The sequence below is a fragment of the Kitasatospora sp. NPDC043949 genome, assembly GCF_056435365.1.
Map to the genome: position 1 here is coordinate 102,668 of NZ_JBWKEQ010000003.1, position 14,915 is coordinate 117,582.

15 protein-coding genes are annotated in these 14,915 nt (G+C 69.4%); all 15 read left to right on the plus strand.

Features of this window, described 5'->3' with window-relative positions; all coding sequences use genetic code 11:
* Positions 1-184 precede the first annotated feature (184 nt).
* The 15 genes from tuf to rpsS all read left to right on the plus strand — a co-directional run bounded on the left by tuf (position 185) and on the right by rpsS (position 14,897).
* Positions 185-1,378, plus strand: coding sequence for an elongation factor Tu (gene tuf / locus AC07AL_RS04090; RefSeq protein WP_031063092.1), 1,194 nt, complete (start codon positions 185-187; stop codon positions 1,376-1,378).
* Positions 1,379-1,553: 175 nt separating this feature from the next.
* The gene (locus AC07AL_RS04095) at positions 1,554-2,543 is read left to right on the plus strand and encodes a glycosyltransferase family 2 protein (protein ID WP_363580094.1); all 990 of its coding nucleotides are present in this window, start codon (positions 1,554-1,556) and stop codon (positions 2,541-2,543) included.
* Positions 2,540-2,971, plus strand: a complete 432-nt coding sequence (locus AC07AL_RS04100; protein WP_363580096.1) for a GtrA family protein — start codon at positions 2,540-2,542, stop codon at positions 2,969-2,971. Before AC07AL_RS04095 ends, AC07AL_RS04100 begins: the two co-directional genes overlap by 4 nt.
* 182 nt (positions 2,972-3,153) lie before the next feature.
* Complete coding sequence (locus tag AC07AL_RS04105; protein ID WP_363580098.1) at positions 3,154-5,220, plus strand: hypothetical protein; 2,067 nt, start codon at positions 3,154-3,156, stop codon at positions 5,218-5,220.
* A 124-nt stretch (positions 5,221-5,344) separates the two neighbouring features.
* Positions 5,345-6,679: a hypothetical protein gene (locus AC07AL_RS04110; protein ID WP_363580100.1), complete on the plus strand. Its 1,335-nt coding sequence runs from the start codon at positions 5,345-5,347 to the stop codon at positions 6,677-6,679.
* A gap of 103 nt (positions 6,680-6,782) precedes the next feature.
* Entirely contained in the window at positions 6,783-7,472 is a 690-nt protein-coding gene (locus tag AC07AL_RS04115; RefSeq protein ID WP_363580102.1) for a glycosyltransferase family 2 protein, read from the plus strand.
* Entirely contained in the window at positions 7,469-7,846 is a 378-nt protein-coding gene (locus tag AC07AL_RS04120) for a DUF2304 domain-containing protein (protein WP_363580104.1), read from the plus strand. Before AC07AL_RS04115 ends, AC07AL_RS04120 begins: the two co-directional genes overlap by 4 nt.
* A gap of 439 nt (positions 7,847-8,285) precedes the next feature.
* Positions 8,286-9,179 (plus strand): glycosyltransferase family 2 protein, encoded by an 894-nt coding sequence (locus AC07AL_RS04125; RefSeq protein ID WP_363580106.1) that lies wholly within the window; start codon positions 8,286-8,288, stop codon positions 9,177-9,179.
* A 332-nt stretch (positions 9,180-9,511) separates the two neighbouring features.
* A complete protein-coding gene (locus tag AC07AL_RS04130; RefSeq protein ID WP_363580108.1) occupies positions 9,512-11,332 on the plus strand; it encodes a hypothetical protein in 1,821 nt (606 codons plus the stop codon).
* A gap of 419 nt (positions 11,333-11,751) precedes the next feature.
* Positions 11,752-12,060 (plus strand): 30S ribosomal protein S10, encoded by a 309-nt coding sequence (gene rpsJ / locus AC07AL_RS04135; RefSeq protein ID WP_012785157.1) that lies wholly within the window; start codon positions 11,752-11,754, stop codon positions 12,058-12,060.
* A gap of 14 nt (positions 12,061-12,074) precedes the next feature.
* Entirely contained in the window at positions 12,075-12,722 is a 648-nt protein-coding gene (gene rplC, locus AC07AL_RS04140) for a 50S ribosomal protein L3 (RefSeq protein WP_327677876.1), read from the plus strand.
* A 4-nt stretch (positions 12,723-12,726) separates the two neighbouring features.
* Positions 12,727-13,404: a 50S ribosomal protein L4 gene (rplD, locus tag AC07AL_RS04145; protein ID WP_350877106.1), complete on the plus strand. Its 678-nt coding sequence runs from the start codon at positions 12,727-12,729 to the stop codon at positions 13,402-13,404.
* Positions 13,404-13,724, plus strand: coding sequence for a 50S ribosomal protein L23 (gene rplW / locus AC07AL_RS04150; protein ID WP_063348967.1), 321 nt, complete (start codon positions 13,404-13,406; stop codon positions 13,722-13,724). The genes rplD and rplW overlap by 1 nt, the downstream gene beginning before the upstream one ends.
* 43 nt (positions 13,725-13,767) lie before the next feature.
* A complete protein-coding gene (gene rplB / locus AC07AL_RS04155) occupies positions 13,768-14,604 on the plus strand; it encodes a 50S ribosomal protein L2 (protein WP_063348968.1) in 837 nt (278 codons plus the stop codon).
* Positions 14,605-14,615: 11 nt separating this feature from the next.
* A complete protein-coding gene (rpsS, locus tag AC07AL_RS04160; RefSeq protein ID WP_030055821.1) occupies positions 14,616-14,897 on the plus strand; it encodes a 30S ribosomal protein S19 in 282 nt (93 codons plus the stop codon).
* Positions 14,898-14,915: the final 18 nt, after the last annotated feature.

Consider the following 14,915-nt stretch of genomic DNA (forward strand, 5'->3'; position numbering starts at 1 on the left):
GGACGATTGCGAACCCTTAGGCTATTAGGGGGCGTCCCGGGAGGATCCGGTCGGATCCTCCCGGGGGGCCTCCGGCCCCCACCCCGCGGGACGGTGCGAGGTGCTTCCGGCACCTCGGGCCAAACCCGATCAAAGACCAACTGACGTCAGCACGGCGTACAGAACTGTCCTCAGGAGGACTGCAGTGGCGAAGGCGAAGTTCGAGCGGACGAAGCCCCACGTCAACATCGGCACCATTGGTCACATTGACCACGGTAAGACGACCCTTACCGCGGCCATCACCAAGGTGCTGCACGACGCGTACCCGGAGATCAACCCCTTCACGCCGTTCGACCAGATCGACAAGGCGCCGGAGGAGCGGCAGCGCGGTATCACCATCTCGATCGCGCACGTCGAGTACCAGACCGAGGCGCGTCACTACGCCCACGTCGACTGCCCGGGTCACGCGGACTACATCAAGAACATGATCACCGGTGCGGCCCAGATGGACGGTGCGATCCTCGTCGTCGCCGCCACCGACGGCCCGATGCCGCAGACCAAGGAGCACGTCCTCCTGGCCCGCCAGGTCGGCGTCCCCTACATCGTCGTCGCCCTGAACAAGGCCGACATGGTGGACGACGAGGAGATCCTGGAGCTCGTCGAGCTCGAGGTCCGCGAGCTCCTCTCGGAGTACGAGTTCCCGGGCGACGACCTGCCGGTCGTCCGCGTCTCCGCGCTGAAGGCGCTGGAGGGCGACAAGGAGTGGGGCGAGAAGCTCCTCGGCCTGATGCACGCCGTCGACGAGAGCATCCCGACCCCGGCCCGCGCCGTGGACCAGCCGTTCCTGATGCCGATCGAGGACGTCTTCACGATCACCGGTCGTGGCACCGTCGTCACCGGTCGTATCGAGCGTGGCATCCTCAAGGTCAACGAGACTGTCGACATCATCGGCATCAAGGAGACCAAGACCACCACCACGGTCACCGGCATCGAGATGTTCCGCAAGCTGCTCGACGAGGGCCAGGCCGGTGAGAACGTCGGTCTGCTGCTCCGTGGCATCAAGCGCGAGGACGTCGAGCGCGGCCAGGTCATCATCAAGCCGGGTTCGGTCACGCCGCACACCGACTTCGAGGCCCAGTCCTACATCCTGTCGAAGGACGAGGGTGGCCGCCACACCCCGTTCTTCAACAACTACCGCCCGCAGTTCTACTTCCGTACCACGGACGTGACCGGCGTCGTGACCCTCCCCGAGGGCACCGAGATGGTCATGCCGGGCGACAACACCGCCATGACGGTCGCGCTGATCCAGCCGATCGCCATGGAGGAGGGCCTGAAGTTCGCCATCCGTGAGGGTGGCCGCACCGTGGGCGCCGGCCAGGTCACCAAGATCATCAAGTAATTGATGTTCTGACCTGTCTGTCCCGTACAGGCGAACCGAAGGGCTCCGCACACCCAGGTGTGCGGAGCCCTTCGGCCTTCATCAGGCCTTCACCGGCTCTCACGGGCTGCTCATGGCCGGCTGTTATTGTCGGGCGACCGTCCAGCCCGCCGTCGCGGAAAGTGGGATCCAACGCATGCCAACGGCACCACTGTTGTCGGTCGTGATGCCGATCTACAACGAGCAGGAGGCGCTCCCGCTGACCGTCGAGCGGCTGCGGCCGATCCTGGACGGGCTCGGGGTCGACTACGAGGTCGTGGGCGTCGACGACGGCAGCACGGACGCCACCCCCGTCGTCCTGCAGAAGGTCCGGCAGGACTGGCCGGAGTTCCGCATCGTCCGCTTCGCCCGCAACTCGGGGCACCAGGCCGCGCTCACCGCCGGCATCCACCGGGCGCGCGGCGACTACGTGGTGAGCATCGACGCGGACCTCCAGGACCCGCCGGAGAAGATCCCGGAGATGCTCGACCTGGCCCGCGAGCAGGGCTTCGACGTCGTCTACGGCGTGCGCGGGGACCGCGCCACCGACACCGCCTTCAAGCGCCGGACGGCCGGCGCCTACTACTGGCTGATGCGCAAGCTGGTCGGCAAGCGGATGCCCAACCAGGCCGGCGACTTCCGCCTGCTCAGCCGCGCGGCCGTGGAGGCCCTCAAGCAGCTGCCCGAGCACCAGCCCGTCTACCGGCTGCTGGTGCCGTGGCTCGGCTTCCCCAGCGGCGAGGTGGTGTACGTCCGGGAGGAGCGGGTGGCCGGCGGCACCCACTACCCGCTGTCCAAGATGGTCCGGCTCGCGCTGGACAGCGTGACCAACTTCTCCGCCGCCCCGCTGCGGCTGGCCACCTGGCTGGGCCTGGTGAGCTTCGTGGTCTGCCTGGCCCTCGCGGTCTACACCACCCTCTCGTACGCGCTCGGTGCGACCGTGCCCGGCTGGTCCTCGCTGTTCATCGGCATGCTCTTCATCGGCGCCGTACAGCTGATCTGCGTCGGACTGCTGGGGGAGTACGTCGGCCGGATCTACTCGGCGGTGCAGGCCCGCCCGACCTACTTCGTCGGCTACGACTCGGCGGACGACGAACTGGCGCAGGACGCCGCGGCGCAGGACGACGCGCGGGGCCCGGGCCGGTGACCGTCACCGAGGGACCGGCGGAGCCCGTCGAGCCGGCCCCGTCGACCCGCCGCCAGCTGCCGTCCTTCCTGGTCATCGGCGTGCTCAGCACCGTCTTCTACCTGGCGCTGTTCGTCGCCGCGCGGTGGTTCACCGACCCGCAGGCGGCGAACCTGATCGCGCTGGCCGTCAGCGCGGTGGCCAACACCGCGGCCAACCGCCGTTTCACCTTCGGGGTCACCGGCTCGCAGGGCATGGTCCGGCACCAGCTCCAGGGCGCGGTGGCCTTCCTGATCGGGCTCGGCCTGAGCGCGGGCGTGCTCGCCCTGCTGGACCAGGTGGCGCCGAACGCCTCCCGGCCGGTGGAGGTCGCCGGACTGGTCGCCGCCAACGGCCTGGCCACGGTGGCCCGGTTCGTGCTGCTGAAGATCTGGGTCTTCCGGGGCTGAACCGGGGCTGAACGGCGGCCGTTCCCACTGGTTCGCGGACCGCCCACCCGGGCCCCTCAGCCCGTCGTGCCGACGGGCCCCTCGGTATGCTGTGGCTCGTAGCCTGCCCGCTGACGGTAGTGGAAGTCCGCACCCGGCCGGGGAGACGGGCGGCAGGGACTTGACCGAAGGGGCACGGCACCGTGTCGACCGTACATTCCTCGCCTGAGCGCGAGCTTCAACGTCCGACCGCACCGCCGGGGCCGCCGCCCGAGTCGACCACCGGTGGACGGTCCAGGCGCAACCCGCTCGTCCTGGCCGGGGGACTGGCCCTGTCCTGGCTGGTGCCGACCGGGCTGGTCGCGCTGGACCTGGGCGTCCTGCTGCTGCCGCTGCTGCTGTTCTCCATAGCCGCCGTGCTCCGGGTCGGCGGCGTGCTGCTCGACCGGCTGTTCGTCGCCGGGCTGGTGCTCGCCGGTTCGGTGCTGACGTTCGGCCTGCTCTTCTCGCTCTGGCCGTGGGGCCTCTCGCCGGTCGCCACCAGCGGCCTGATGTTCAGCGTGGTGACGGTCGCCGCCTGGGCCGCCCGCCGCGGCCCGCGCCTGCCGTTGCGCTTCCGCTGGTCCGACCTGCTGGTCCTGGGCACCGGTTACGGCGTCTGGCACTACCTGTTCCACCCGATCGCGGGAACGTCGGCGGCCGAGCGGGTCGCGTACTTCGCCACGTCGGAGGACCGGCTCGCGCACTTCTCCTTCTTCTCCGGCATCCAGAACGTCGGCGGCTTCAACTTCCTCCACCAGGACGCGGCCCGGTCCTTCCTGATACCGCCGTCCGAGGTGACGTACCCGCAGGGCTCCCACTTCCTGCTGGCCTGGACGGACACCCTCGTCCACTCCGCCGCCGACTCCGGCGACATGCTCTACACCATGAACCGGTACTTCCTGTACCTGCTGGTGGGCTACGCGCTGTTCTGCGCCGCGCTGGTCTGGGCGGCCCGGTGGATCGGCGGGCCGCGGCTGCGCGGCTGGCGCTGCGCGGCGGTGTGCGCGACCGTCGGCGCGATCATGTTCGCGAGCAACTACATGGACCTGATGGTCCACGGCTTCGACTCGACCTTCATCGGGCTGCTGCTGATAGCACTCGCGCTGGCCGTGCTGATCCGGCCGGCGATGGGCACCACCGAGTTCGTGCTGGCCGCGTCGGCCGGTCTGATCACCGTCACCTACGCGTACAACATCTACGGCGCCTTCGTCGGCGTGGCACTGCTGGGCGCACTGGCGGCGCACCGGCGCAAGTTCGCCGGGCGCTGGTGGTGGACCGCCGGCGCGCTGGCGTGCGCGCTGGGCGTGGCCGCGCTGCCGAGCGTCCTGTCCGTGCTGGGCAACCTCGACGTGGCCAGTGCCTCGAACATGAACGGCCCGAGCGTCGGGGCCGACCGCTCCATACTCATCGGCGGCGGGCTGCTCGGCCTGCTGGCCGCGGTCATGCCGCGCAACCGCCGGACCGCCGTCGGCCAGGCGCACCTCGCGGTCCTGCTCGGCACCGGCGGGCTGCTCAGCGCCTTCGCCGCCTACCAGCTGCACACCATCGGCAAGTACTCGTACTACTTCCACAAGATGACGGCCGTGGGCGTCGTGGTCAGCCTGATATCCCTCGGCGCCGTCGGGGTCATGCTGCAGAGCCCGTACCGGGGGACGGGCCGCACGCTGCCGAGCCGCCTCGGCGAGCTGGCGATGTCCGGCCTCGCCGTCGCCGCCGCGCTCAGCCTCTTCGCCAACGTGCAGTGGGGCTTCCTGACCACCAAGGACAACCCGTCCGCCTGGTCCGCCAACCCGCTGGTGGCCTGGGGACGCGGCGAGTTCAAGGGGGACATGGGCCCCAAGGGCGCGCAGGCGCTCGACATCTCGAGCAAGGGCCCGGTGATCGCGCTCTTCGCCAACGACGACTACAAGAACCTCAAGGCCACCTGGCTCGCCTCGCTGCTGAACCGGCGCGGGGGCGACATGACGGCGCTGTACGACATCCACTGGGTGTCCATCGGCGGTCCCCAGGTGAAGGAGGAGGACTACCAGAAGTCTCTGGGCCGCCTCAAGGGAGCCATCGACAAGCTCCCGGCCGCGCCCGTCCCGCCGACCGTCCTGACCGCCGACCCCTCCGTGGGCGACCGGATCAAGCGGGACCTGGCGGCGCAGGGTGTCACGGTGACGGTGCTGAGCGATCCTCAGAACCTTTGGACGGAGCCGTGGTCCCGTACCTTCCCGGGGGTCTGAGGGTGGGGGCCACCGTCATCGGACGTTCACGGCTACCCGCTACTATTCACAGCAATCGCACGGCCGGGCCGGCCTCGTGCGGAGACGTGTGGCAAGGTCGGCCGGTTAATTCGGTGATCATGTGATGAAGAACCCGATCGCCAAGCTGCTCGGGGTGCTACCCCCGGGGGCCCGGCTCGTGGTCGGTGGGACGGTCGTGCTCGGCGCCTCGGCGTACGTCTACATGGCGCTCGTGGGCTACAGCCTGGGCACGGCCGGTGCAGCCAGGGTGACGATGCTCTGGACGATCGTGATGTCCGTCGGGTGGGGTCTGTTCCAGCCCGTCGAACTGGAGCTGACGCGGCTGGTCGCCGCCCGCAAGGTGTCCGGGGCGGGGGCACTGCCCGCGGTACGGCGGATGCTGCTGCTCGCCCTGGCGATCCTGGCCGTGGCCTGCGCGGTGCTGGCCGCCGCCGCCGGCCCGATCGCCGACCAGCTGTTCGGCGGTGACCGGACCCTCGTGGTGGCCCTCGCCGGCGGCATGGCGGGCCTCGCGGTGAGCTCGGTCTCCCGCGGTGCGCTGGCCGGCCTCGGGCTGTTCGGCCCCTACGGCACCCAGCTGGCCGTCGACGGTGCCCTGCGCATCGGGCTGGCCGCGCTGACCGCCGTCCTCGGGCTGCACTCGGCGCTGGCCTTCGGCCTGATCCTGGTGGTCGCCCCGGTCGCCGCCTCGCTGATCGGCCTGCGCGGCATCCTCGCCGACCGCGCCCCCGGGCCGGAGGTGTCCTGGCGCCAGCTCACCAGCGGGCTCGGCCTGCTGATCGGCTCCGTGATGCTCAGCCAGCTGGTGGTGAACGCGACCGTCGTCTGCGTGCGCCTGCTCGCTCCGAAGCACTCCGAGGCGTCCGACGCCCTGGTCTTCGCCCTCGGCCAGGCCGTGGTGATGGCCCGCGTGCCGCTCTTCGCCTACAGCGCCCTCCAGGCCTCCATGGTCTCCGCGCTCTCGGGTGCCACCGCGGCCGGCGACCACGCCGAGTTCCGCAAGGTGCTGACCCGCACCACGGCGATCGTCGCCGCCATGTGTATCGGCGGCGGGCTGCCGGTCATCGCGCTCGGCGCCTGGCTCAACCCGCTGCTCTTCAACGCCAAGGACCTGCTCAACCCGCTGGACTTCACCTGGCTCGTCCTCGGCACCCTCTGCTACGTCCTCGCGACGGTCTTCGGCCAGGCGCTGATGTCGAGCGCCCAGCACCGCCGACAGCTGGTGGGCTGGACGGCCGGTTCCGTAGCATTGGTTGCGGTCGCCCTCTCCCCGGGTGACGTCGGTCTCCGTGCCGAGCTCGCGTACCTGGCCGGCGCGCTGGTCAGCGCCGTCCTGATGCTGTGGGCGCTGTACCGCGCGTTCCCCTCCCGCCCCGCCGCCTCCGGGCACTCCGGGCTGGACAGCAGGAGCGCGGCCGAGCCGCTGCGGACCTCGTGACGGCGGGGGACCGGACTGTGATTGGCCGACGACGCCCGTGATCACCACCGACAGACAGACCGAGGCACGCGACGCCGTGCCGTTCGCCAAGCATGGAGCCCCTGTGTCCGACTATGACAACGTCTGGCTGGTGATCCCGGCCTACAACGAAGGCCAGGTGATCGCCGAGGTCGTGGAGGGGGCACGCAAGACCTTCCCCAACATCGTGGTGATCGACGACGGCTGCACCGACGACACGGCGAAGCACGTCATGACGACCGGCGCCCACCTGGTGCGGCACCCGGTCAACCTGGGCCAGGGCGCAGCGCTGCAGACCGGCCTGAAGTACGCGCTGGGGCAGGAGGGCGCCGAGTACTTCGCCACCTTCGACGCGGACGGCCAGCACCAGACCGCCGACGTGGAGAAGATGGTGGCGCTGCTGCGCCAGGACGAGGCCGACATCGTGCTCGGCTCCCGCTTCATCGAGCAGACCGGCCAGGTGCCGTGGATCAAGCGGGTCGTGCTCCGCACCGCCGCCGCGGTCAGCCCGACCGCCCGCAAGCTCAAGCTCACCGACGCGCACAACGGTCTGCGCGTGATGAACCGGGAGGCGGCCAGCCGCATCCGGATCACCATGAACGGCATGGCCCACGCTTCGGAGATCGTCTCCTTCCTCGCCGGCTCGGACCTCCGGGTTGCAGAGGTGCCGGTGGACATCCTCTACACCGACTACTCGCGCGCCAAGGGCCAGTCCCTGATCAACGGCGTGAACATCCTCTTCGACATCTCGCTGCGGGAGCGTAACCGCCGATGAATCACCTCTGGATCCAGCTGATCCTCGTCCTGGCCGCCGTGGGCATGGCCCTCCTGTTCGTCCGGCGCTGGGACGCCGCGAACACCCGGGCGTGGAAGCGCATCGCCTTCTCGCTCTTCGTCATCGCCAACGTCATCGCGATCCTGTGGCCGGCCGGCGTGACCAAGCTGGCCACCGCACTGGGCGTCGGCCGTGGCACGGACCTGGTGCTCTACCTGATGGTCATCGCCATGGGCTTCCTGACGCTCAACACCTACCTGCGCTTCCGGTCGCTGGAGAAGAAGCTCACCGACCTGGCCCGTACGGTCGCCATCACCGAGGGCGTCCGTCACAACAACGACCGCCTCGACGCTCCGGTCGGCTCCGACCACTGATCGCGCTCCACGCGACAGGGCACAGGGTTTGAGGGCCGGTACCCCCGACGGGGTGCCGGCCCTCAGCCGTGCGTGCGGGTGAGCGCGCCGCCGGAGAGGCCGGCGAACGGTCCCCTTCGACCGTCGGCCACCGGGTCGAACGGTGACGCCCGTTCGTCCGTTGTCAAAGAGGGGGCGCCGATGTGTGCCGTCTTCTTGGGCTCCGGAAAATCCGGACATTACCGAGTTCATTCATCCCCCGGCCGCCCGGTGGACGTATTTCTGTGTGCCAGAATTTCCGATCGGCGGCCTCTGCGCACCCGCTTTCCGCCCCCCGGCGCCGGTGTGGGCCGACCGGCTGACGCACGGGCCCGGCAAAGCTGGTTGACTTGGGGCGCCCCGCTGGCCGCGGCCGGGCGGCACCGAAGCGTGATCCAGGACCAGGAGGTGCGGCGCCGTCATGAGCGTCGATTTCGTCATCCCGTACTACGGCGATCCGGAGTACCTGTTCGCCACCATCGACAGCATCCGGGCCCAGCACCAGCAGGACTGGCGGCTGACCGTCGTGGACGACCAGTACCCGGGCTTCCGGGCGCCCCAGTACATCGAGAGCCTGAACGACGAGCGGATCCGGTACATCCGCAACGCGGAGCGGCTGGGCCCCAACGGCAACACCTACAAGGCCTCCACCCTGGCCGAGCGCGAGTTCGTCTCGATGATGGGCGCCGACGACCTGCTGGAGCCCGACTACCTGGACGTCGTCCTGGAGCGCCTGCGGGCCGACCCGAACGCGATCGCGGTCCAGCCGGGCGTGCGGGTGATGGACAGCGACGGGACCCTGGTGCCCTCGCTCGGCATCGGCGACAAGGTCAAGCGCCGGATCAGCGCGCCGGCCCGCAAGGCCGGGGTGATCAGCGGCGAGGCCGCGGTGAAGAGCCTGCTGTCCGGCAACTGGCTGTACACGCCGTCGCTCACCTACCGCCAGTCCGCGCTGTCGAAGATCCCGTACCGCCCGGACATCGACGCCATCCACGACCTGGCGTTCATGGTCGACATGCTGATGGAGGGCGGCAACCTGCTGGTCGACGAGCGCGAGGTGTTCCGCTACCGGCGCCACCAGGCCAGCGACTCCTCGAACCGGGTCAAGGACGGCAAGCGCTTCGACGAGGAGCTGCGGTACTACTCGCTGATCTCCAAGGAGCTGCGCGCCAAGGGCTGGACCAACGCCGCGCGCTCGGCCGACCTGCACCTCTCGTCCCGCCTGCACGCCCTGATGGTCGCCGCCGGCCGGCTCGGCGCGGGTGACTTCTCCCACGCCGGCGCCATGGTCGGCCGCGCGGTCCGCAGCAGCTGACCGGAGCGTGTCCGAGGGCGGTGCCGGCAGCCGGCCGGAGGCCCCCGGGTCACGGCGCCCCGAGGCGCCCGGCCGAATTCGACGGGGCGGGAGTAAGCGCTTCGGCCGGCCGCTGGGCTCTAGGTGGGTGAGGGGGTGCTCATGGGGAGCACCGACGACCGACCGGGCGGATCCTGCTGAACCACCACGCCCAAGCCCCGATACGGCCGGCACGGGGTCCTTGCCCGAGGCTTCGGCTTCTGGTAAGCGCCCTATGATGGCCGCTGATCGCCGGTCCACTGAGCCATCCTTCGCCACTCATCGGACGTGGCCACTGCACGGAAGTGACTGACATGACTGATCTGGCCACCAGCCCGGTCGGCGGCTCCAGCAAGGAGTCGCTCGAACCGGAGGGCGCGATCGCGCCCCGCCCCGGACGGCTCGACGGCCTGCTGGAGCGCCCCTGGGCGGTCCGCTCGGCCGAGGCCCTGGTCTCGATCGTGGCGGCGTTCGGCTTCGCGCTGCTCTGCACCCGCATCGACGTCAACCCGCTGAACCGGGTGGGCCAGGTCAGCGGTCTGGCCATGCTCCAGAAGTACGCCGCCATCGTGGGCCTGCCCATCCTGGCGGTGCTGCTGTACGCCGCCTACCGGGGCAGCCTGGCCCGGTACCAGCTGGCCCAGCGACTGGTCTGCGCGGCCGTCGCCGGACTGGCCACCGGTGCGGTCGCGGGCGGGATCGCGGTGGCGCTGAACGGTACCCAGTGGGGCCTCGGCGGTCAGGAGGGCGACCCGGGCAACCTCATGGGCATGGCCAACGACATGCTGCGGGGCAAGGGCCTGCCCGGCGTCTACCCGCCCGGCTTCCCGGCGCTGCTGGCGGTCTGGTCGAAGCTGTTCTACGGCGGCGTCGGCGGCGTCGGCTACGCCATGAAGGACGTCCAGCTGATCTGCAGCGCACTGGTCGGCCCGATGGCGTACCTCTCCTGGCGGCTGATGCTGCGGCCGGTCTGGGCGCTGCTGATCGCCGTCCCGTCGGCGATCCTCTTCCTCGACCCGATCCGGCCGTACAGCCACGTCACGATGCTGGTCATGGTGCCGATGCTGGCCGCCGCCCTGCGGGAGCTCCGCCGGTCGCACGAGCTGTCCACCCGGTCCACGGTGCTGCGCGGCCTCGGCTTCGGCGTCTCGTTCGGCCTGATGTTCCTCTGGTACTCGGGCTGGTTCATCTGGGCCGCGCCCGGCGTCCTCGTCCTGACGCTGTTCGTCGTCCCGTGGCGCCAGGGCGCCGCCCGGATCAAGCGGGCGCTGCTGTTCCTCGGCGTGACGCTGGTGAGCGCCGGCGTGGTCGGCTCGCCGCTGCTGTACGAGCTGGTGCGGCTGGGCGCCCAGGCCAAGGACCGGTACGCGTACCTCTCGGTGTACATCGACCCGGCGTACATCATGAGCTGGGCCTCGGACCGCAACGGCGACCTGAACTACCACGACTTCCCGTGGCGCGGTGAGCTCGCCGGGCAGAGCGCCTACACCCTGCTGCTGCTCGCCGGGGTCGCGCTGGCGCTGGGCCTCGGGCTGCGCAGCATCGCCGTCCGGACCGTGACGGCCACCCTGATCAGCGCCTGGCTGCTGCGCTTCTGGTTCGCCTCCCAGATGGCCCAGACGAAGTCCATCCAGCTGTACCCGCGGACGACCTGGATCATCCTCTACGCGTTGATGATCCTCGCGGTGCTCGGCCTGATGTTCCTCGTCCAGCGGGGCACCGGTTGGCTGCGCACGGTGCAGCGGGTCGGCACCGACGGGCGGCCGGCGCCGCTGACCCTGCGGCCCGCGGTCACCGGCCGGCTGGTCGCCGGCGCGGTCTGCGCGGTGGCGCTGTTCGCCACCATGGCGGCCTCCTGGTCGGCGGACCGCTACATGCCGACCACCAGGCCCGAGTTCGTGCCGGTCGCCGGGGCCAAGGGCATCGACATGGGCGCGGACGCCTGGCGCGCGCACATCCTGGTGAACCGCGACGGCAAGTGCCCGAAGTACGACCCGGCCGGGCCGACCGACTGCGCGCCGGTGAACAAGGAGCTCAAGGAGTACAACAACGAGCCCGACAAGGGTCAGCTGTGGTGCGCCAACGTGACCGGTGACGAGTGGGCGCTGACCTGCGGGAGCAAGCGACCCTGGTGACGCGGGTCCGCGGCGGTGAGCGCCGCGGTTGGGGACGGTCACCCGATCGGGGCCGGTGAGGGCGACCTCACCGGCCCCGATTGGCATCCGGGCTGCTCCATGTGGCAGTATGTCCAAGTTGCTCGGTTGAGTTGCCGATGCTGCGCGCCTCCCGCCGGGAGGACTGGAAGCGAGTCCCAGGTATTCGTCGTTCCCGTGATGGCCGTTAAGCGTGAAGTCGACGCCACGGCAGCTGCGGGGCGAAAGTACGGGAATCTTCCGGGAAGCGTATGCGGGGCCTCGACCCGGCCCCCCACCCCGAAATCTTGAAACCGACGAGTTGTTCGCCGGTTTTTTGCAAGCGCGAGTGCGACACGCCCGAGCGCGGGGGTCGGAGGGTGGTCGTGCAGTGACTAAGGACAAAGGACTACTGAGTAGCCATGGCGGGACAGAAGATCCGCATCCGGCTCAAGGCCTACGACCACGAGGTCATCGATTCCTCGGCGAAGAAGATCGTCGAGACGGTGATCCGTACTGGTGCGCAGGTCGCAGGCCCGGTGCCGCTGCCCACTGAGAAGAACGTGTACTGCGTCATCCGCTCGCCGCACAAGTACAAGGACTCGCGCGAGCACTTCGAGATGCGTACTCACAAGCGTCTGATCGACATCCTCGACCCCACGCCGAAGACGGTTGACTCGCTCATGCGTCTCGACCTGCCGGCTGGCGTCGACATCGAGATCAAGCTCTGAGAGGCGCACCGAAGATGGCTAAGCAGATTAAGGGCATCCTGGGCGAGAAGCTCGGCATGACCCAGGTCTGGGACGAGAACAACCGGATCGTTCCGGTGACCGTCGTCAAGGCTGGGCCCAATGTCGTGACCCAGGTCCACACCGCTGACAGTCCGGCCGGCTACGACGCCGTCCAGATCGGCTTCGGCGAGATCGACCCCCGCAAGGTGAACAAGCCCCTCGCGGGCCACTTCGCCAAGGCCGGTGTCACCCCGCGCCGCCACCTGGTCGAGCTCCGTACCACGGACGCGTCCGAGTACACCCTCGGCCAGGAGATCACCGCGGAGCTGTTCGAGGCGGGTGTCAAGGTCGACGTGACCGGCACCTCCAAGGGCAAGGGCTTCGCCGGTGTCATGAAGCGCCACAACTTCCGGGGCCTCGGCGCCGGTCACGGTGTGCAGCGCAAGCACCGCTCGCCCGGCTCGATCGGTGGCTGCGCCACCCCGGGTCGCGTGTTCAAGGGCGTGAGGATGGCCGGCCGGATGGGCCACGAGCGTGTGACCACCCAGAACCTGACCATCCATGCCGTTGACGCGGAGAAGGGGCTGCTCCTGATCAAGGGCGCAATCCCGGGCCCGAACGGCGGCCTCGTCCTCGTCCGCACTGCGGCGAAGGGGCTGTGAGGATATGAGCACCATTGACATCCTGTCGCCCTCGGGCGACAAGACCGGCAGCCTCGAGCTGCCGGCCGAGATCTTCGACGCGAAGGTCAGCGTTCCGCTGATGCACCAGGTCGTCGTGGCGCAGCTCGCTGCGGCCCGTCAGGGCACCCACAAGACCAAGACTCGCGCCGAGGTCCGCGGTGGCGGCAAGAAGCCGTACCGCCAGAAGGGCACCGGCCGCGCCCGTCAGGGCTCGACCCGCGCCCCGCAGTTCGCCGGCGGTGGCGTCGTGCACGGTCCCGTGCCGCGCGACTACTCGCAGCGGACCCCGAAGAAGATGATCGCCGCCGCCCTGCGCGGTGCGCTCACCGACCGGGCCCGCCACAACCGCATCCACGTCGTCACCGACGTGATCGCGGCCGAGGCGCCGTCGACCAAGGCCGCCAAGGGTCTGTTCGGCAAGATCACCGAGCGCAAGAACATCCTCCTCGTCGTCGAGCGTGCCGACGAGCTGGGTCTGAAGAGCGCCCGCAACCTGCCGCACGTGCACATCCTGGACGCCGGTCAGCTGAACACCTACGACGTGCTCGTCTCCGACGATGTGGTCTTCACCCAGGCCGCCTTCGAGCGTTTCGTGGCGGGTCCCGCCGCGTCCGCCAAGGCCGTGGCTGCTGAGGGCGAGCTCGAAGGGAGCGCCGCCTGATGGCTGCAGAGATCACGAGCAAGACGTTCACGGACCCCCGTGACGTCCTGGTGAAGCCGGTCATCTCGGAGAAGAGCTACTCGCTCCTCGACGAGAACAAGTACACGTTCGTCGTGTCGCCCGGTGCCAACAAGACCCAGATCAAGCAGGCCGTCGAGGCGGTCTTCTCGGTCAAGGTCGAGTCCGTCAACACGCTCAACCGTCAGGGCAAGCGCAAGCGCTCCAAGACGGGCTTTGGCAAGCGCAAGGACACCAAGCGCGCCATCGTGACGCTGGCTGAGGGCAACCGCATCGACATCTTCGGTGGTCCGGTCTCCTAACGGAGATCGTGATCGTCGATAAGGACGAGGACGAGAGAGCCAAATGGGCATCCGCAAGTACAAGCCGACTACGCCGGGCCGTCGTGGCTCCAGCGTGGCCGACTTCGTAGAGATCACGCGGTCCACGCCGGAGAAGTCGCTGGTTCGCCCCCTGCACAGCAAGGGCGGCCGTAACAACGCCGGTCGGATCACCGTTCGCCACCAGGGTGGCGGTCACAAGCGCGCCTACCGCGTGATCGACTTCCGTCGTCACGACAAGGACGGCGTGCCGGCCAAGGTCGCGCACATCGAGTACGACCCGAACCGCACCGCGCGCATCGCGCTCCTGCACTACGCGGACGGCGAGAAGCGCTACATCATCGCGCCGCGCGGTATCGCGCAGGGTGACCGGATCGAGAACGGCGCTGGCGCCGACATCAAGCCGGGCAACAACCTGCCGCTTCGCAACATCCCGGTCGGTACCACCATCCACGCGGTGGAGCTGCGTCCCGGTGGCGGTGCCAAGATGGCCCGCTCCGCCGGTGCCGGCATCCAGCTGCTGGCGCGTGAGGGCAAGATGGCGCACCTGCGCATGCCCTCCGGTGAGATCCGCCTGGTGGACGCGCGCTGCCGCGCCACCGTCGGTGAGGTCGGCAACGCCGAGCAGTCGAACATCAACTGGGGCAAGGCCGGCCGCATGCGCTGGAAGGGCGTCCGCCCGACCGTGCGTGGTGTCGCCATGAACCCGATCGACCACCCGCACGGTGGTGGTGAGGGTAAGACCTCTGGTGGCCGCCACCCGGTCTCGCCGTGGGGCCAGAAGGAGGGTCGCACTCGTAGCCCGAAGAAGGCTTCGAACGCCCTCATCGTGCGCCGCCGCAAGACCAACAAGAAGCGCTAGGAGCAGGTCAGATGCCGCGCAGTCTCAAGAAGGGCCCCTTCATCGACGGCCACCTTCTCAAGAAGGTGGACGCGCAGAACGAGGCGGGTACCCAGAACGTCATCAAGACCTGGTCCCGTCGCTCCGTGATCTTCCCGGCCATGCTCGGCCACACGATCGCGGTGCACGATGGCCGTAAGCACGTCCCGGTGTTCGTCACCGAGTCGATGGTCGGCCACAAGCTCGGCGAGTTCGCGCCGACGCGTACCTTCCGCGGTCACGTCAAGGACGACCGCAAGTCGAAGCGTCGCTAGTCGCCAGCGAGATTACCG